Raw genomic sequence first — 17,006 nt, 5'->3', positions numbered from 1 at the left:
TAGAGCATCGCCTTGCCAAGGCGAGGGTCGCGAGTTCGAATCTCGTCTCGCGCTTTTATTCAGCTAGTCTGCATTATCGTATATTGGGCTATCGCCAAGCGGTAAGGCACAGGACTTTGACTCCTGCATTCGCTGGTTCGAATCCAGCTAGCCCAGGTCTCAAATCCAGCTGAACAGTTGGTATAATGGGGTATCGCCAAGCGGTAAGGCAACGGATTCTGATTCCGTCATTCGCAGGTTCGAATCCTGCTACCCTAGTTTAAGAGAGTCTATATAGACTCTCTTTTTCTATTACAAAAAACAAGAGATTAAAAGGAAGCGACTTCATGATTATTATTTTGAACAAAAAGAGTCTTTCGTCTATGACGGCTGGTTCCAGAGCTAGAATGGGTAGCTTTGGGGAAGATCTCTCCAAGGGATATGAGTATAAAATTTATGTGTATCAGGATGAATACGAAAGAGCATGTGCTCTGATCGGCAGATAAAGGATATTCTGGAAAAAGGGGGAGTTTTTATTGATTTTTCAATAAAGATTCTCCTTCTTTTTTTGTCGGAAATGCAAAAACATCTTTTATAATTGCATATTTAATGGTATACTATTAACATCTATATTTCTGTAAAAAAATAGCCACTGGCTTTAGAATAGGAGGCTGGTCATTATGGCAGCAAAATTGGAAAATGAATATGGCGTTATCAGTATTGATCGTGAAGTCATTGCCAGAATTGCGGGTTATGCTGCGATCGAATGTTATGGCATCGTTGGGATGGCTGCGAAAAATGTGAAAGACGGTCTGGTTCAGCTGTTGAAGTTGGAGAGCCTGACAAAAGGAATCAAAATGCGTATCGATGTAAACAAAGTAAGTATCGATTTGCATATCATTGTAGAATACGGTACGAATATTTCCGCCATTGCAGATAATATCATCAACACTGTGAAATATTCTGTGGAGGAATATACAGGCGTTGAAGTGGAAGATGTAAATATTTTTGTTGACGGCGTGAGAGTCGACAACTGAGCAAGAGGAGGAAATACCGGTGAGTAGTACAACGACATTGAATGGCGTTCGCCTGGGCAGAATGATTATTGCCGGCGCCAATGAATTGGCAGCCAATAAGCAGCTGGTAGATGCAATGAATGTATTTCCTGTACCTGATGGGGATACAGGCACGAATATGTCTCTGACAGTCATGGCCGCAGCAAGAGAAACTGAAAAAAATGGGTCTTTGAAAGTGGCTGATATTTTCAAAGCTGCATCCAGTGGTGCGCTGAGGGGCGCAAGAGGAAACTCTGGTGTAATCACGTCACAGCTGTTCCGTGGCTTTGCAAAAGGCTTGGAAGGAATGGAAGAAGCAGGCGTGAAAGAACTGGCGGCAGCGGCAGACCAGGCGGTGAAAACAGCTTACAAGGCCGTTATGAAACCCAAGGAAGGTACGATTCTGACAGTAGCTAGGGGCTGTGCGGAAGCAGCCGCGAAGCTGGCAGAAGAAACAGAAGAAATTGAAGCTTTTTTGAAGGGCATCATCGAATACGGGCATGAAGTGCTGGCGCAGACTCCGGAAATGCTGCCTGTTCTGAAACAGGCTGGCGTTGTAGATGCCGGCGGCAGAGGGTTGCTGTATATTCTGGAGGGTGCTCTGAAACAGATGGGCGGCGATTTGCCGGTTGCTCTGACAGATGGACAAAGCACAGCGGCAGCGCCTGAAATGGATTTCGCTTCCTTGGCATCGATTGAAAATGAAAGTATTACATTTGGTTACTGTACAGAATTTTTCATCAACGTAAAAAATGCTGATGAAGCAACGACACAGGGTCTGAAATCTTATCTGGGTACCATTGGCGATTCTATCGTTTGTGTGGCAGATGATGAGATCATTAAAATTCATGTACACACAGATCATCCTGGTCTGGCTATCGAAAAGGCACTGACCATCGGCAGCCTGAGCGGTCTGAAAATCGACAATATGCGGGAACAGCATACCAATAAAATCAACTTTGCCGCAGATGCCCCCAAGGCGGCGCCTGCACCTGAAGCAGTACCTACAGCGGAACAGCCCAAAAAGGATGTCGGTTTTGTATCTATCTCCGCAGGGGAAGGGTTGACAAAAATCTTCAAAAATTTGGGTGTGGATGAAGTCATCGAAGGCGGTCAGACGATGAACCCCAGCACAGAAGATATTCTGAATGCGGTGGACAAGATCAACGCAGATCATATCTTCGTACTGCCCAATAACAAAAATATTATTCTGGCGGCGGAACAGGCGGCAGCCATGAGTGAGGATAAAAATCTGCATGTGATTCCTACCCGTTCTGTACCGGAAGGCATCAGTGCCATGTTCTGCTTCGAGCATGGTGCAGATCCTGAAGACATGGAAGAAGCCATGAAAGAAGCCATTCAGATGGTAAACACAGCTACTGTGACCTATGCCGTAAGAGATACCTCCATTGGTGATAAGGAAATCAAGGAAGGCAATATTTTGGGGATGCTGAATGATCAGATCGAAGTGGTTGCAGAGGATGTGATGGAAGGCACCAAGGAACTCATTCAGGCTTCTGTAACAGAGGACAGCGAAGTAGTCGGTATCTACTATGGTGCGGATGCAACAGAAGAGGATGCAGAGGAACTGGCTGCATTTATCGAAGAAAATTACCCTGATTGTGAAGTGGAAGTACAGAACGGCGGTCAGCCTCTGTATTACTATATTATTTCTGTGGAATAAGAAGAATAAAAAGGACAGGCATTGGGGAACCAATGTCTGTTTTTTTCAAAGGAAAGGAGGAACATCCATGGAATGGAACAGTCCGGTTTCAGCCCTGAAGGGCATCGGCGAGCAGCGGGAGCGGAAATTGCAGAAATTGGATATTTATACGGTGGAAGACCTGCTGACCCATTACCCCAGGGAATACAAGGACAGAAGTGAGATCGTGAAAATTGCAGATCTACCCATGGATGAAAGTTCGACTTTTTTAGCACAGATTAAAGAAGAAGGGCAAAACAGCCGCCATGGCAGACTGGTCTATACCCGCATGAAGGTATACGATGAGACAGGTTCTGTGGGGGTGCTGTGGTATAATCAGCCCTATATGAAAAATGCCCTAAAAATGGGCGAATGGTATCTTTTTTCCGGGAAGCTGCAGAAAAAATACGGCAGAACGGAAGTGGTTTCTCCCGAATGTGAGCGTATCGGTGAAAATTTTGCCGGCGGGCGTATCATTCCGGTATATCCTTCTGTGGAGGGGCTTTCCCAGAAGATGTTGCGGAACCTGATGGAAGAAGCCTTGAACCAGATGGGCGGCAGTATGCGGGAGGAACTACCCCTTTGGCTGCGAAAGGAATATCATTTGGCGGAACGGAATTTTGCCATTGAAAACATTCATTTCCCCAAGACAGAGCAGGGATTCTATGATGCCAGAAGGAGATTGGTTTTCGAGGAGCTTTTTCTGTTGCAAACAGCTCTGTATCAGTTGAAAAACACCCTGGAAGACAGGGGAAAAGGGATTATCCTGAAAAAGAAAAAAGCCTTAAAAGAGGGGGAAGCCCTGCTGCCCTTTGCCTTGACGGGGGGACAGCGGCGGGTCTTGCAGGAAATTGAAAAAGATATGACTTCTGGAAAGATCATGAACCGCCTGATACAGGGGGACGTGGGCAGCGGGAAAACAGCCGTTGCCATGCTCGCAGCCTATTGGGTGATTCAAAACGGCTGGCAGGCTGCCATGATGGCGCCGACAGAGGTTTTGGCAAGCCAACATGCGGAATCCTTCCGGAAAATTTTTGAGCCTGTGGGCATTGAGGTGGTGCTGCTGACAGGCAGCCTGACTGCCAAAGAAAAACGGGAACGGCTGGCGAAGGTGGCAAATGGCGAAGCCCAAATAATTATTGGCACCCATGCAGTCATTCAAACGGGGGTGGAGTTTCACAAGCTGGCTTTGGCTATTACTGATGAACAGCATCGTTTTGGTGTACGTCAGAGAAGTACTTTAACGGAAAAAGGGGAGAATGTCCATACCTTAGTTATGACGGCGACCCCTATCCCCAGAACGTTGGCATTGATTCTTTATGGAGATTTGGATATTTCCATTATCGATGAACTGCCCCCCGGCAGGCAGAAGATCGACACTTCTGCGGTGGACAGCCGTTATCATCAGCGGATCTATGCTTTCATCCGCAAGCATGTGGCAGCAGGCCGACAGGCTTATGTGATCTGTCCGATGATAGAGGAAAATGAAAAGCTGGATGTACAGTCTGTTTTGCAGTATACAGAGGAATTGGTGCAGGAACTGCCCGATTGCCGTGTGGCCTGTGTCCACGGAAAGATGAAAGCCAAGGAAAAGCAGGCTGTTATGGATGGATTTGCGGCAGGGAATATAGATGTTCTTGTTTCTACCACAGTCATTGAAGTAGGTATCAATGTCCCCAACGCAACCATCATGCTGATTGAAAATGCGGAACGGTTTGGCCTGGCTCAGCTCCATCAGCTGCGAGGGCGGGTAGGACGCGGCAGTGAAAAATCCTATTGCATTTTGGTCAGCGACACGAAAACGAAGGTAGCAAAGGAACGGATGAAGACCATGACGGAATCGGAGGATGGCTTTGTCATTTCTGAAAAGGATTTAAAACTGCGGGGCCCCGGCGAATTTTTTGGCATCCGCCAGCATGGTCTGCCGGAATTGAAAATTGCCGATTTATATAAGGATATGGCGATTCTGAAAGAAGCTCAGAGGGCAGCAACAGAACTGCTGCAGCGGGACAGGAAGCTGGAAGCGGAGGAACATCAGCTTTTGAAAGCCCATATCGCAGGATATTTGGATGGAAAAAGTCTGGAGATGTGAGTTTTTCGTTGTTTTTTTTCTTTTTGGTTGTCAATTGAAAATTTTTTTGTTATACTCTAAACGATATGATGTAGAATTAGGTGTTTTGGGTGGTGCAGAAAGTATGCGTGTCATTGCAGGAGCAGCAAAGGGTCACAATCTGCAGACCATCGAAGGGCTGGCGACCAGACCGACGACGGATCGCATCAAGGAGACTCTCTTTAATATCATAGCGTTCGATTTGCCTGCGTGCAGCTTTCTGGATCTTTTTTCCGGCAGCGGTGCCATTGGGATCGAAGCCCTTTCCAGGGGTGCGGCAGAGGCAGTATTCGTGGAGGATGCGGCAGAATGTCAGAAGGTCATCACGGCCAATCTGCAGCATACTAAGCTGCAGGATCGGGCAAGATTGATGAAAACAGATGTTTTTTCTGCACTGGAGAAACTGGCGGCGGAAGGAAAAACATTCGATATCATCTTTATGGATCCGCCCTATGAATCCGGGCTGTATGAACCTGTGCTGGGAAAAATCCTGGAGAAGGGACTTCTGAAAAAAGAAGGATATCTTATTGCGGAGCGTTCCGCGCAGATTCCCCTGACACCCCCGGCAGGCATGACTGTCCTGCGTGAAAAAGTGTACAAGACCACGATCCTGACGTTCTTGTGCCAGGAGGAAGAAGTAGTATGAAAAAAGCAATTTATGCGGGCAGTTTCGACCCTGTGACACTGGGTCACATGGATATTATTGAAAGAGCCGCAAATTTATTTGACTGTCTTGTGGTAGCAGTGTTGGAAAACCCCAACAAAAAATCTCTGTTTACCGTGGAAGAAAGAAAAAGCCATTTAGAATTGGCAACAAAACATATTGAAAATGTAGAGGTCGCTTCTTTTCAGGGACTTTTCGTGGATTTCGCGAAGGAGATCGGTGCAAATATCGCAGTCAGAGGGCTGCGGAATACACTGGATTTTTCCGCGGAATATCCGATGTTTCTCATCAACCGTAAGCTGTATGAGGGAATGGAAACCGTCTATCTGGCGGCGGATGAAGAACATTTGGCATTGAGTTCTACAAATGTGAAGGAAGTTGCAGTTTTCGGCGGGGATATCAGTTTTATGGTGCCCGCTGAAATCAAACCGTTTATTATAGAAAAATATCAGAAGTGAGGGAGATAGAATGGATTCTGTACTGCAGTTATTAGATGAATTGGAAGATGTAATGGACAGCAGCAAGGCTGTGCCTTTCAGCAACAAGGTTTCCGTGGATAAAGAAGAAATTTACGATATCATCAGTGAGATCCGCATGAAGCTGCCCAATGAACTGAAACAGTCCAAATGGGTCATCGAAGAAAGAAATAAGATTTTGATTGATGCCCAGAGAGAAGCGGATGAGATCGTGCAAAATGCGGAAGACCGCATGGTTCGTATGGTCGATGAAAACGAAGTAACAAAGAAAGCCTATGAACAGGCTGCGGCCATCATTGATTCTGCAAAGAAAACCTCTAAAGAAATGCGTCTGGGTGCTATGGAATACGCGGAAAGCGTGCTGGCAGATGCAGAAGGCAAACTGAAAGAACTGAAAGCAGTTGTTTACAGCGAAAGCATAAAGACCGATGATTACTTTGCGCAGACATTGAATGTACTGGCTGAAAATATCCAGGAACTTCGTGTTGGTAAATAAGCTATCTTTTTCTTTTTAAGATAAGAGCGCAGCAGAGGGTCCCAAGGAAAAGCAGACTCGGCAGGAGCCATAAAAACGACAGCGTAAGAGCAGTTTCCGTGAAGAAAGAAAACACGGGGACTGCTTTTTGTGCGTTTTGCTCGAAAAATGGATAGAGAAAATAGAAGAAAAGACAGCTGAAAAGACCATTCAAGGCCTTCCCCTTGATGTAGCTTTTTTTAGATATAGGAAGCCTGGCAAGGACACCAAAGGTCTGCCCTAAAATAGAAAGGCCGCCAAAGGAAACCAGAAAAGCCACCAGAGCCAACCGCAGGCGAAGCCCATCGGGGGAAAGGCTCAGAAGATAGGCACCGTTGGTCATTTCCAGAATACCGCTGCAAAAGCCCCGTAGGGTTTCGGGGGCAAGGGGCAGGAAAAAGAGCAGGCAGGAGAGCAGAGAAAAAAGATTTGCCTGTTCCATGGCTTCGGAAATAGCACCAAATAGAATAAGATATCCACCGATTAGCAGGATGGTATTTACTGCATCGGAAACAGAAGCAGAGAGGGCTTCTGTAACGGAAAATTCAGAAACAGAAGCAGGGGATGTTCGTGGGGAGAAGAAGGCGTTTTTCCGGCGGAACCTCCAGAGGATTCCGGTAACAACAGCCCCAAAGAAAGAAGAAAACAGCAGCAGATACCCTAAAATGGGCATGTGAAAAAAGCCCACGCCGATAGTACCAATCAGGAACAGTGGGCCGGGGTTATTGGAAAAAACCAGGATATGTTGGGCTTCTTCCAAAGTAAGCAGTTTTTTTTCATAGAGCATGGCGGTGATTTTTGCCCCCATAGGATAACCGGAGAGGATTCCCAAAAAGAAAGGGAATGCGGCAATGCCGGGCAGACGAAATAATGGCTGCATCAACGGGCGCAGTATGGCCCCCATCCGTTCCGCAGCACCGATATGCAAAAGAAGGCTGCAGGCGGCAATGAAAGGAAAAAGAGAGGGAAATACTTTCGTCAGCCAAAGTTGAACGCTTTCGGCAGAGGCGGCAAGCATTGCTTCGGGAAAACGCAAAAGGGCCCAGAGCAAAAAACAGGTGGAAAACCCAAGGATGAGTGTTGTCTTTTTCATGAAATCCCTCCGTTTGTGTATGTAAAAAAGCCGAGGAATCTTTTCGTACAAATCAATTTGTCGAAGGAGTTCCCACGGCTTTTTTTCTCCGCTTTTATGATATATGCTTGTTTTTTCCATTTCATGATTATAAAATCACCAAAGGTTTGGTGAAATCCTGATTAGGGCTGCGGTAGATGGGGTTCGGGTATGCCATCGCATGGAGGTCTGTAGCAGTTTTTTCCAATGCCAGCAGGGCCAGCCCGTCTTCATTGAGAAGAGCAGGAGCTTTTTTCAGATTGGTCAGTACAGGGCATTTTGCGTTTTCCGTCAGTTCCGCCAGAAGATCGGAATGTTCCTTTTGGAAGCCCAGCACGCGGATATAAGGCATTTTGGGAAGATTTAAAAAATAAGAAACTTCCTTTTCCTTGATATCCAGCAGGATATGGAGCAAAATGCGCTGAATTTTTGTACGGGTATAGCGTTTGGTCTTGATGAAATCCATAATGTCATTGATTTCATAGCAGGTTTCGATGGAACGCAGGATGCGATTTTCTAAACCCTCTGTTACTTCTGCAATTTCCCGCAGTTCCTCCGCAGAAGTGGTACGCAGTTTATAATGTAGGGCTGGCGCCAGTTCTTCCCAGAAAACGGGGGCAGTACCCAGGGAGAGTGCCTTATTGTAAAGATCGTGGGTATTTTCCGGCAGCTGCGTCATGGCTTCTGTGCTGCGGTTTTCAGCCAGAGCCTTGCGGATAGCCGCCGCAGAGGCATAGCCATCGGTGAGGGAAGTGCTGTTATAATCGCCTTCCCGTTTGATGGTCATAGGTTCTATGGAACAGGAATAATAGTCCAGTGCTTTCAGGTATTCCAACCCTAAAATATGATTGGGTCGGGATAAAATTTCGCTGCTGATATGGGAAACGGTTTCCAGTACCTTTGCCCGGGCGGAGGGGTAGGAAAGACCTTCGTCCAGTTGTTCCTTCAGCAGACGCTGAAATTCTTCGGTTTCATTGGCCATCAGCTTAGCTGCTTCCTGCAGGGAGTGCAGGTCTCCGCTTTCTGAACCGAAACACAGGACATCCACAATACCGCTCTCTGACAAAATACGAACAGCGGCACGGGCGAAAGTCTCTGCCTTGGATGCGGCAAAGAGAACCGGCAGTTCCAGCACCATATCCACGCCGTTTTTCAGGGCGGCTTCTGTCCTTGTCCATTTGTCAAAGATGGCCGGTTCGCCCCTTTGGACAAAACTGCCGCTCATTACCACAACGACACGGTCTGCGTTGGCTTTGCGCTTTGCTTTTTCGATCATATATGCGTGCCCCTTGTGGAAGGGATTATATTCGGTAATGATACCAAGGGTTTTCATGGTTTCTCATCCTTTCTTTGCAATGGGATTGATAAAATATTTTCAAAGCAGGATTTTCCTGTTATTTTTAAGTATCTTTTCCAATAGCTCTTTTTTACGGACAAAAATATCTCATAAAAAGACGTTTTTGAATTTAGTAAAAGTATACCACATTTTTTGAGATTTTTTGATAAAATCAACTGGAAATTTTCTGCGTTTAGGTCTATACTTGTGTTATCATGGGGAAAGAAGGAAGCGGAAAAGAACGCTCTCTTTTTTCTTTCCTCAAGAGAACGATAATGAGATAAAAAAGAGGGGCGAACTTCTTTTGACATAATGTAGTAAGAGGATGATGAAGTGGAGAGGTTTGTAGAAAATCCAGATTATTTGCAGGAGCTTTTTCTGGAAGAAACCTGGAAAAATGTAGATAAAATCGATGGGTTTATTGAATCCAAAGCAAATTTGGAAGAATTTGAAGTGACGCCGGAAGAAGTAAACAGCCTGTTTCGTGTGATGCATAGCATCAAAGGCTCTGCATCTATGATGGGGTATCCTGCCATTTCCGAAACGGCCCATGCGGCAGAGGATCTGTTTTCTTACCTGCGGGAGGAAACAACACCGGCGCAGAAGGATCTGCAGACGATTTTACAACTTTTGCGTATGGTTTCCGGTTTTTTGAAAAGGGAACTGCGCCGATTGGAAACAGACGATGAGGTAACGGATTTTGGCTGGGCGGTGGTGCGCCGCATCAAGAATTTCCTGTCCCATGTAGATAGTGAAAACGAGCCGGAAGGCCCCAGTTATCAGATCGCTTATACCAGAAAGGGAAAACAGCGGATTCCCTATACCAATTTTGAAGGGCTGATTCTTCAGATGGAACGGCTGGCGACGGTGATGGGAAGGGAACTGCAGAAGGAATTTATGGTAAAAGTATCCGGTGCGGATACGGAAGTCCCCAGAGATATTTATGATAAGATTTCCATGGCGGTTTTGCAGATGATGAAAAACAGCATGGATCATGGCTTGGAATCGGTAGCGGATCGGGAATGCATGGGGAAGACCCCTGTGGGGGAAATCTCTGTGGAGATCCAGAAGGCGGGGCAGCGGGTCTTTGTTGCCTTCCGGGATGACGGACGGGGGCTGAACCGCAATCAGATATTGGAAAAAGCCAAAGAAAAAGGACTGCTGAAAAAGCCGGAGGAAGAATATGAGGACAGCGAAATCTATGCTTTTCTGCTTCGCCCTGGTTTTACCACAAAGAACAGCGCAACTTTGTTTTCCGGCAGAGGCGTTGGTTTGGATGTGGTGCATGCGGCAGTGGCTTCCTTGGGCGGCAGTATCCGTATTGAAAGCCGGGAATATATGGGAACGACCTTCTTTATGGAATTCCCCGTAGTGGATGAAATGTCCTGAGGCAAAAGCGTATGATTCTCCGGAAAGAAAAATCAATTTTATAAAAAAATTACGGTTTTTTGTGGGATACTCTTGTATGCAGAGCATGTTTTGTTTATAATAAAATAGATATGCATGTCCGTTTTTCAAAATGGGTGCAATATAAAAGGTAATGCAAACGTTAAAAGTATTTTATAAAATAGGAGGTAATACCTGTGGATTTTTTAAGCACAATGAAAGCAAAAGCAAAGGCAGATAAGAAAGTTATCGTTCTGCCCGAATCCTATGAAAAAAGAAATCTGGAAGCAGCGGCTGAATGCCTGAGAGATGAACTGGCAGATATCGTTTTGATCGGTAACAAAGAAAAGATCATGGAAGCAGCTGGTTCCTTCGATGTTTCCAAAGCAATCTTCGTAGATCCTGAAAACTATGAAAGAATGGATGAAATGGTTGCAGGCCTGGCAGAAGCTAGAAAGAGCAAAGGCATGACACTGGAAGAAGCAAGAAAACTTCTGCTGGATGATGCTCTGTTCGTTGGCGTTATGCTGGTAAAAATGGGTGTTGCAGATGGTATGGTATCCGGTGCAATCCACTCCACAGCTGATACACTGAGACCTGCTCTGCAGATCCTGAAAACAGCACCTGGCACAGAACTGGTATCCTCTTTCTTCATCATGGTTACAAAAACACCTCAGTATGGCGATGACGGTATCCTGCTGTTCGCTGACTGTGCCCTGAACCAGAACCCCAACCCCGCAGAACTGGCTTGCATCGCCGGCGATTCCGCAAAATCCTACAGCGCTTTCATCGGCAAAGAAGCAAGAGTTGCTATGCTGAGCCATTCCACAATGGGTTCCGCAAAACATGCTGACGTAACAAAAGTTGTTGACGCTGTTAAGATCGCGAAAGAAAAATATCCCGAACTGAAACTGGATGGCGAAATCCAGCTGGACGCAGCTATCGTAAAAGAAGTTGGCGAACTGAAAGCACCCAACTCTACAGTAGCTGGTAAAGCAAACGTTCTGGTATTCCCTGATATCGACGCAGGTAACATCGGTTACAAACTGGTACAGAGATTTGGCGGCGCAGAAGCATTTGGCCCTATTCTGCAGGGGATTGCAAAACCCGTTAACGACCTGTCCAGAGGCTGCTCTGCAAATGATATCGTTGCAGTAGTTGCTCTGACGAGCGTACAAGCTCAGGTAATGGGCAAATAAAAAAAGAAAGACCTTGAGGGCTCTGCCCTCAATACACCCGCAAGGGGCTCAGCTCCTTGACCCGGGTCGTGATTGCACTTACAGTGCAATCACAGAATAAAAGTTTTTGGCCCGCTTTTTCAAAAAGGGGGCAGGGTGTGGGACAGTGTCCCACGGTTTTAAAAATTATAGTGAATTTAAAGGAGAGAAAAAAATGAAAGTTCTTGTACTGAATTGCGGCAGCTCCTCCCTGAAGTATCAGCTGATCGACATGGAAACAGAAGGCGTACTGGCAAAAGGTCTGTGCGAAAGAATCGGTATCGAAGGTTCCAGACTGAAACACCAGCCTGCTGGCAAAGAAGCAGTTATCTTCGATGATTATCAGGAAAACCACAGCGTATCCGTTAAAATGGTTCTGGATGCCCTGACAAACCCTGAATACGGCGTAGTAAAGAGCATGAAAGAAATCAACGCAGTTGGTCACCGTGTAGTACATGGTGGTGAATACTTCGCAAACTCCGTAGTAATCACACCCGAAGTTATCGAAGCGATCGAAAAATGCTGCGATCTGGCACCTCTGCACAACCCTGCAAACCTGATCGGTATCCACGCTTGCGAAGAAATCATGCCCGGTGTACCTCAGGTAGCAGTATTCGATACAGCTTTCCATCAGACAATGCCCGAAAGAGCATGGCTGTATGCTCTGCCTTATGAATACTATGAAAAATATAAAATCAGAAGATATGGCTTCCACGGCACATCCCACAGATTCGTATCTGAAGAAGCTGCAAAAATGCTGGACAGACCTTATGACCAGACAAAGACAATCACTTGCCACCTGGGCAACGGCGGTTCCATCTGTGCAGTAAGAAACGGTAAATCCATCGATACAACTATGGGCTTCACACCTCTGGAAGGCCTGGTAATGGGTACCAGAGCAGGTGACGTTGACGCAGCTGTTATCACATACCTGATGAAGAAAGAAAACCTGACACCCGATGAAATGGATAACATCCTGAACAAAAAATCCGGTGTACTGGGTATCTCCGGTGTTTCCAGCGACTTCCGTGATGTTGAAGAAGCATCTGAACACGGCAACGACAGAGCAGAAGCAGCTCTGGACGTATTCGCTTACAAAGTAGCAAAGAGAATCGGCGCTTACGCAGCTGCTATGAACGGCGTTGACTGTATCGTATTCACAGCTGGTCTGGGCGAAAACTCCGCTACAACAAGAAGAGCAATCTGCGACTACCTGGGCTACATGGGCGTTCACATTGACTCCTACAACAACTCTCTGAGAGGCAAAGCAATCGAAATCTCTGCTCCCGATTCCAGAGTAAGAGTACTGGTTATCCCTACAAACGAAGAACTGGTAATTGCAAGAGATACAAAGGAATTGCTTGACAAATAAGAGTAACTTCTATATAATATTTTAGTACGACTGTTTAGGGGTGATTTATGTGATTATTGAAATGGGATATCTGTTCAACCGGAAAGGGGCGACCCTGCCCGTGGAACTGGTAGAGCAGATCAATGATGCAAAAGATTATCCTGATGTTGTGGAATTTGTAGAGCCTGTAAAAATTGAGGGAACTCTTAAGAATGAAGACGATGTTTTCGTTCTGGATGTAAAGGGGGAAACAGCAGTGCTGATGGAATGCAGCTGTTGTCTGGCCCCTGTCAGAAAAGAGCTTTGCTTCGAAATTAAGGAACGTTTTGCTCATACAGGCAGAGAAAACGAAGAGACAGAAACTTTTACGGGAGATCAGATCGATCTTGCGGATTTTGTGAAAAGAGGTATCATTGGAGAACTTCCTATGAAGGTACTTTGTAGGGAGGACTGCAAGGGGCTCTGTCCTGTCTGCGGCAAGGATCTGAACGATGGCGATTGCGGATGCGACCGTACAGAAAGAGATCCTAGGTTCGAAAGTTTGAGGGCTCTTTTCAATGATGACGAGGAGGTGTAGAAATGGCTGTACCCAAAGGTAGAGTGTCTAAATCCAAAAGAGACAAGAGAAAAGCACAGAGCTGGAAAATCGCAACCCCCAGCCTGGTAAAATGCAGCAAATGCGGCGAACTGATGGTTCCTCACCAGGTTTGCAAAGCTTGCGGTGCTTACAACAAAAAAACAATCATCAAAGTTGACTAATTGTTGATTTTGAAAGGCAGCAGAAATGCTGCCTTTTTGTTTTAATAAAAAAGGGTGATACGACATTTGTATCACCCTTTGAAAAACTATAAAATTAGATATTTGCAGCTGCCACAACAGGGGCCAGCAGTACTTTGCCTGTGCCGCGGTAAACATTGACCAAACCTTCGCCGGAGGCAGCAGAACCGATCAGTGTTTTGCCGGAACGCTCTACAGTGAAATCCAGAGAGCCGCTCCACGCGATCGCCATATTGCCATCAATTTTCAGTACATCATCCTGCAAGGTGATTTCAATCAGTTCTTCCCTAGGGCAGGGGGATTCCAGGCAAACGATACCATCGCCAACGATGCCCAGATTGAACAGACCTTCATTGCCGGCAACAGCGGAGGAAAGATTGGAACGCATGACGGCTTTGTGCTTCAGGTTGGAATCGCAGGCCAAAAACAGACCGTCATCTAAAACAATAGCACCATTCCAATTTGCCAGATTCTCCAAAAGGATGTATTTATATGTAGGTTCCAGCACCAATGTGCCATTGCCTGTGTATTCGGGCTTAATGGCGGATTCACCGGTTACTTTGCCGCGCATGGCTTTGCCAAACAGATCGCCGACCCCTTTGATCCCTGTAGTGGCATTGACATTGCCGACCATCCACTGCATTGCGCCTGCCTGAATTGTTACGTTTGCCTTGGAAAGATCGCAGATGACCTGGCGTTTGCGAATATTCATTTTATTGGCAAAATAAGTTGCCTGCGCATTGAGAGGAGTAACGCTTAAATCGCGAAGATATTCGATGACCGTGAAGGGCCCCAATGTGTCTAATACACGAATATCGTCATTAGCGGTGAAATTTTTGATTTGATACATAAAGAAAACCTCCTTCGGATTTATATGTTTATGAAATGATCGTATCATAGAAAGGATTTGGGAGCAATGAAAGACTTTCTTAATTTTTTTATAAAAAGAAAACGAAAAAGAAAAGAAAGGAAAGATTGTAATTTTTATATAATTTCTGTATACTAAAAGATAACGCATAAAAAATCCCACAGAAAGGTGGAAGAGATATGGAGAAAAGAATTACAGTTGCACTGGATGCAATGGGCGGCGATTATGCACCGGTGGAAACGGTCAAAGGTGCAGTAGAAGCGGTCAAAGAACTGAATGTAAACATCAAGCTGGTCGGACAGGAAGATGTGGTGAAGGCGGAGCTGGCAAAATATGAATACGATCAGGAGCGTATCGAAGTGGTACATGCTTCTGAGGTTATCAGCACAGATGAAGTGCCGACAATGGCTATTCGCCGCAAGAAAGACTCCTCTTTGGTAGTTGCTTTGAATCTGGTAAAAAACGGTGAGGCAGATGGAATCGTTTCTGCCGGCAGTACGGGTGCCTTGCTGACGGGTGCTCTGCTGATCGTAGGCCGTTTGCCTGGTATCGAGCGTCCTGCTTTGGGGACATGCCTGCCGACTAAAAATGGTTTTACATTCCTGCTGGACAGCGGTGCTAATGTTGACTGTAAGGCAAAATATCTGGAACAGTTTGCAAAAATGGGCTCTGTTTACGTGGAAAATGTTTTTGGAATCAAAAATCCCAAGGTTGCATTGGTGAATATCGGCGCAGAAAAAGAAAAAGGAAATGCCCTGACAAAGGAAACCTATGAATTGCTGGAACAGGCAGATAATATCAATTTTACAGGCAATATCGAACCCAGAAATATCCCCTATGGGGAAGCGGATGTTGTCGTTTGCGATGGCTTTGTGGGCAATACGATTCTGAAATTATCGGAAGGCCTGGCAAAAACGATTTTTGATATCCTGAAAGGGGAGATCATGAAAGGCTTCTACAAGGTAGGCGCTTTGATTTTGAAAACTCCCTTCAAAAATATGAAGAAATTTTTGGACTCTGATGAGATCGGCGGGGCGCCCTTTATCGGTCTGAAATCTTTGGTCGTGAAAGCCCATGGCAGTTCCAATGCCAAGGCGTTTAAGAACGCTGTGCGCCAGTGTGTGCTGTTCACAGAAGCAGATATCATCGGCAAGATTAAGGATAAGATTTAAGGTTTTATGCATCCTTCCGGCTTGCAGGCAGTCGAAAGAAGTATCGTTGGATATCATGGAAGAATCCCATAAAATCAGGGCGATGGTCTGTCGTTTTTCCCGGCAGACCATTTGTAAACATTTTCTGAATTTTCCAGTTTTTTTGCTGACAAAAACGGGGAAATAGAGTATAGTAGGAAAGGAAAAACAAAAGCGAAACATTGGAGGTAATGAATATGGATGAATCTTTAGTACTGAAAGTAATTGCAGAACAGGTTGGGGTGCCCGTAGAAAGCCTGTCTGCAGAAACAGCATTTGCAGATCTGAATGCGGATTCTCTGGAATTGTTCCAGATCATTGTAGCATTGGAAGAAAAATTCGAAATTGAATTCGATAATGATAGAGCAGAAAACATCAAACTGGTAGGCGATATATTGGATTACATTGCGGAATTGGTTGCGGCTAAGGAAGAAGAATCATTATGAACCATTTGAATCTGGAAGAATTTGAACGGAAAATTGCATATACTTTTTCAGATAAAAATTTGCTTGTTCTGGCACTGACGCATAGTTCTTACGCCAATGAAACCAAAAAAGGCAGCCATGAAAATAATGAACGGCTGGAATTTTTGGGGGATGCTGTGCTGGATATGGTGGTTAGTGAATATATGTATCGCCATTTCCCCAAGATGCCCGAGGGGGAATTGACAAAGCTGCGGGCGGCAGTGGTGTGCGAAGGTTCCCTTGCAGAGCTTTCCAGAAAGCTGGGGATTGGCCGCTGCCTGCTGCTGGGCAAGGGAGAAGAAAGCACCGGCGGCAGAAACCGTGATTCCATTCTGGCGGATGCTTTTGAATCCATCATTGGTGCCATATGCATTGACGGCGGTATGGAAGCGGTGACAAAATATATCATGGGCTTCATGGTGGATCAGATTGAAAATACAAAGAGCAACTTCCGCAATCTGGATTGTAAGACCCATCTGCAGGAAGTGATCCAAAAGGTGAGTAAAGTGCCACTGCAATATGCCATTGTGGATGAGCAGGGCCCCGATCACAATAAGGTATTTGTGGCAGAGGTGACCCATGATGGCCGTGTGCTGGGCAAGGGCAGCGGAAGAAGCAAAAAAGAAGCGGAACAGAACGCCGCAAATAACGCATTGGAGCATATGAACCGTACATAAGGCGGGATATGCTCGAGGGTGTTGTAAAAAAATAAATTTGGCCTCAAGTCAAACCAGACTTGAGGTTATTTTATTTTTCTGAAAAAAATTAAAATGAAAAATACAAAGGGATTTTAACAAAACAGAAAC

At 45.7% G+C, this 17,006-nt stretch carries 18 protein-coding genes and 2 tRNA genes; 17 read left to right on the top strand and 3 right to left on the bottom strand.

The genetic code is table 11. The annotated features are described in order from the left end of the window. Positions 1-84 precede the first annotated feature (84 nt). The 9 genes from ACI39P_RS06195 (at position 85) to ACI39P_RS06155 (ending at position 6,482) form a co-directional block, all read left to right on the top strand. Positions 85-156: transfer RNA gene (locus ACI39P_RS06195), tRNA-Gln, on the top strand. 30 nt (positions 157-186) lie between these two features. Then, positions 187-258, top strand: a tRNA-Gln gene (locus ACI39P_RS06190). 68 nt (positions 259-326) lie between these two features. Continuing rightward, the gene (locus ACI39P_RS06185) at positions 327-485 is read left to right on the top strand and encodes a hypothetical protein (RefSeq protein ID WP_439719801.1); all 159 of its coding nucleotides are present in this window, start codon (positions 327-329) and stop codon (positions 483-485) included. A gap of 174 nt (positions 486-659) precedes the next feature. After that, a complete protein-coding gene (locus ACI39P_RS06180; RefSeq protein ID WP_439719800.1) occupies positions 660-1,016 on the top strand; it encodes an Asp23/Gls24 family envelope stress response protein in 357 nt (118 codons plus the stop codon). Positions 1,017-1,077: 61 nt separating this feature from the next. After that, positions 1,078-2,718 (top strand): DAK2 domain-containing protein, encoded by a 1,641-nt coding sequence (locus tag ACI39P_RS06175; protein ID WP_439719802.1) that lies wholly within the window; start codon positions 1,078-1,080, stop codon positions 2,716-2,718. Continuing rightward, positions 2,612-4,828, top strand: coding sequence for an ATP-dependent DNA helicase RecG (gene recG / locus ACI39P_RS06170; RefSeq protein WP_439719799.1), 2,217 nt, complete (start codon positions 2,612-2,614; stop codon positions 4,826-4,828). The genes ACI39P_RS06175 and recG overlap by 107 nt, the downstream gene beginning before the upstream one ends. 103 nt (positions 4,829-4,931) lie before the next feature. After that, on the top strand, positions 4,932-5,492 hold the full coding sequence (rsmD, locus tag ACI39P_RS06165) for a 16S rRNA (guanine(966)-N(2))-methyltransferase RsmD (protein WP_439719798.1): 561 nt from the start codon (positions 4,932-4,934) through the stop codon (positions 5,490-5,492). Further along, a complete protein-coding gene (gene coaD / locus ACI39P_RS06160) occupies positions 5,489-5,968 on the top strand; it encodes a pantetheine-phosphate adenylyltransferase (protein WP_439719797.1) in 480 nt (159 codons plus the stop codon). The genes rsmD and coaD overlap by 4 nt, the downstream gene beginning before the upstream one ends. A gap of 10 nt (positions 5,969-5,978) precedes the next feature. Next, positions 5,979-6,482: a hypothetical protein gene (locus ACI39P_RS06155; RefSeq protein WP_439719796.1), complete on the top strand. Its 504-nt coding sequence runs from the start codon at positions 5,979-5,981 to the stop codon at positions 6,480-6,482. 1 nt (position 6,483) lies between these two features. Here ACI39P_RS06155 and ACI39P_RS06150 read toward each other — a convergent pair whose 3' ends face one another. Next, the gene (locus tag ACI39P_RS06150) at positions 6,484-7,593 is read right to left on the bottom strand and encodes a nucleoside recognition domain-containing protein (protein WP_439719795.1); all 1,110 of its coding nucleotides are present in this window, start codon (positions 7,591-7,593) and stop codon (positions 6,484-6,486) included. A 127-nt stretch (positions 7,594-7,720) separates the two neighbouring features. Then, the gene (locus ACI39P_RS06145) at positions 7,721-8,944 is read right to left on the bottom strand and encodes a nucleotidyltransferase (RefSeq protein ID WP_439719794.1); all 1,224 of its coding nucleotides are present in this window, start codon (positions 8,942-8,944) and stop codon (positions 7,721-7,723) included. Between the two features lie 336 nt (positions 8,945-9,280). Here ACI39P_RS06145 and ACI39P_RS06140 point away from each other — a divergent pair, with 336 nt between their 5' ends. From ACI39P_RS06140 to rpmF, 5 genes are all read left to right on the top strand, one after another. Further along, positions 9,281-10,336 carry an ATP-binding protein gene (locus ACI39P_RS06140; protein WP_439719793.1) on the top strand — a complete coding sequence of 352 codons (1,056 nt, stop codon included), beginning with the start codon at positions 9,281-9,283 and terminating at the stop codon, positions 10,334-10,336. Positions 10,337-10,530: 194 nt separating this feature from the next. After that, complete coding sequence (gene pta, locus ACI39P_RS06135) at positions 10,531-11,532, top strand: phosphate acetyltransferase (protein WP_439719792.1); 1,002 nt, start codon at positions 10,531-10,533, stop codon at positions 11,530-11,532. Between the two features lie 193 nt (positions 11,533-11,725). Further along, positions 11,726-12,922 carry an acetate/propionate family kinase gene (locus tag ACI39P_RS06130; protein WP_439719791.1) on the top strand — a complete coding sequence of 399 codons (1,197 nt, stop codon included), beginning with the start codon at positions 11,726-11,728 and terminating at the stop codon, positions 12,920-12,922. 49 nt (positions 12,923-12,971) lie between these two features. Then, the gene (locus tag ACI39P_RS06125; RefSeq protein ID WP_439719790.1) at positions 12,972-13,478 is read left to right on the top strand and encodes a YceD family protein; all 507 of its coding nucleotides are present in this window, start codon (positions 12,972-12,974) and stop codon (positions 13,476-13,478) included. Between the two features lie 2 nt (positions 13,479-13,480). Beyond that, a complete protein-coding gene (gene rpmF / locus ACI39P_RS06120; RefSeq protein ID WP_066090780.1) occupies positions 13,481-13,660 on the top strand; it encodes a 50S ribosomal protein L32 in 180 nt (59 codons plus the stop codon). Positions 13,661-13,754: 94 nt separating this feature from the next. On the opposite strand, the gene ACI39P_RS06115 is transcribed toward rpmF, so the two are convergent. Further along, on the bottom strand, positions 13,755-14,528 hold the full coding sequence (locus ACI39P_RS06115) for an AIM24 family protein (protein ID WP_439719789.1): 774 nt from the start codon (positions 14,526-14,528) through the stop codon (positions 13,755-13,757). Positions 14,529-14,725: 197 nt separating this feature from the next. Between ACI39P_RS06115 and plsX the strand changes: the two genes are divergently transcribed. From plsX to rnc, 3 genes are all read left to right on the top strand, one after another. Further along, positions 14,726-15,718 carry a phosphate acyltransferase PlsX gene (gene plsX, locus ACI39P_RS06110; protein ID WP_439719788.1) on the top strand — a complete coding sequence of 331 codons (993 nt, stop codon included), beginning with the start codon at positions 14,726-14,728 and terminating at the stop codon, positions 15,716-15,718. Positions 15,719-15,933: 215 nt separating this feature from the next. Continuing rightward, on the top strand, positions 15,934-16,182 hold the full coding sequence (locus tag ACI39P_RS06105) for a phosphopantetheine-binding protein (protein WP_439719787.1): 249 nt from the start codon (positions 15,934-15,936) through the stop codon (positions 16,180-16,182). Beyond that, complete coding sequence (gene rnc, locus ACI39P_RS06100) at positions 16,179-16,877, top strand: ribonuclease III (protein ID WP_439719786.1); 699 nt, start codon at positions 16,179-16,181, stop codon at positions 16,875-16,877. Before ACI39P_RS06105 ends, rnc begins: the two co-directional genes overlap by 4 nt. The last annotated feature ends 129 nt before the right edge of the window (positions 16,878-17,006 follow it).

This window comes from Anaerotignum sp., from assembly GCF_051877975.1.
Taxonomy (GTDB): domain Bacteria; phylum Bacillota; class Clostridia; order Lachnospirales; family Anaerotignaceae; genus Anaerotignum_A.
This window is presented reverse-complemented; position numbering and strand designations above follow the sequence as displayed.

Bases quoted from the DNA above. Each gene is read 5' to 3' on its own strand.
- ACI39P_RS06185 (WP_439719801.1), top strand. From the start codon at position 327: ATGATTATTATTTTGAACAAAAAGAGTCTTTCGTCTATGACGGCTGGT.
- ACI39P_RS06180 (WP_439719800.1), top strand. From the start codon at position 660: ATGGCAGCAAAATTGGAAAATGAATATGGCGTTATCAGTATTGATCGT.
- ACI39P_RS06175 (WP_439719802.1), top strand. From the start codon at position 1,078: ATGATTATTGCCGGCGCCAATGAATTGGCAGCCAATAAGCAGCTGGTA.
- recG (WP_439719799.1), top strand. From the start codon at position 2,612: ATGCAGAGGAACTGGCTGCATTTATCGAAGAAAATTACCCTGATTGTG.
- rsmD (WP_439719798.1), top strand. From the start codon at position 4,932: ATGCGTGTCATTGCAGGAGCAGCAAAGGGTCACAATCTGCAGACCATC.
- coaD (WP_439719797.1), top strand. From the start codon at position 5,489: ATGAAAAAAGCAATTTATGCGGGCAGTTTCGACCCTGTGACACTGGGT.
- ACI39P_RS06155 (WP_439719796.1), top strand. From the start codon at position 5,979: ATGGATTCTGTACTGCAGTTATTAGATGAATTGGAAGATGTAATGGAC.
- ACI39P_RS06150 (WP_439719795.1), bottom strand. From the start codon at position 7,593: ATGAAAAAGACAACACTCATCCTTGGGTTTTCCACCTGTTTTTTGCTC.
- ACI39P_RS06145 (WP_439719794.1), bottom strand. From the start codon at position 8,944: ATGAAAACCCTTGGTATCATTACCGAATATAATCCCTTCCACAAGGGG.
- ACI39P_RS06130 (WP_439719791.1), top strand. From the start codon at position 11,726: ATGAAAGTTCTTGTACTGAATTGCGGCAGCTCCTCCCTGAAGTATCAG.
- rpmF (WP_066090780.1), top strand. From the start codon at position 13,481: ATGGCTGTACCCAAAGGTAGAGTGTCTAAATCCAAAAGAGACAAGAGA.
- ACI39P_RS06115 (WP_439719789.1), bottom strand. From the start codon at position 14,528: ATGTATCAAATCAAAAATTTCACCGCTAATGACGATATTCGTGTATTA.
- plsX (WP_439719788.1), top strand. From the start codon at position 14,726: ATGGAGAAAAGAATTACAGTTGCACTGGATGCAATGGGCGGCGATTAT.
- ACI39P_RS06105 (WP_439719787.1), top strand. From the start codon at position 15,934: ATGGATGAATCTTTAGTACTGAAAGTAATTGCAGAACAGGTTGGGGTG.
- rnc (WP_439719786.1), top strand. From the start codon at position 16,179: ATGAACCATTTGAATCTGGAAGAATTTGAACGGAAAATTGCATATACT.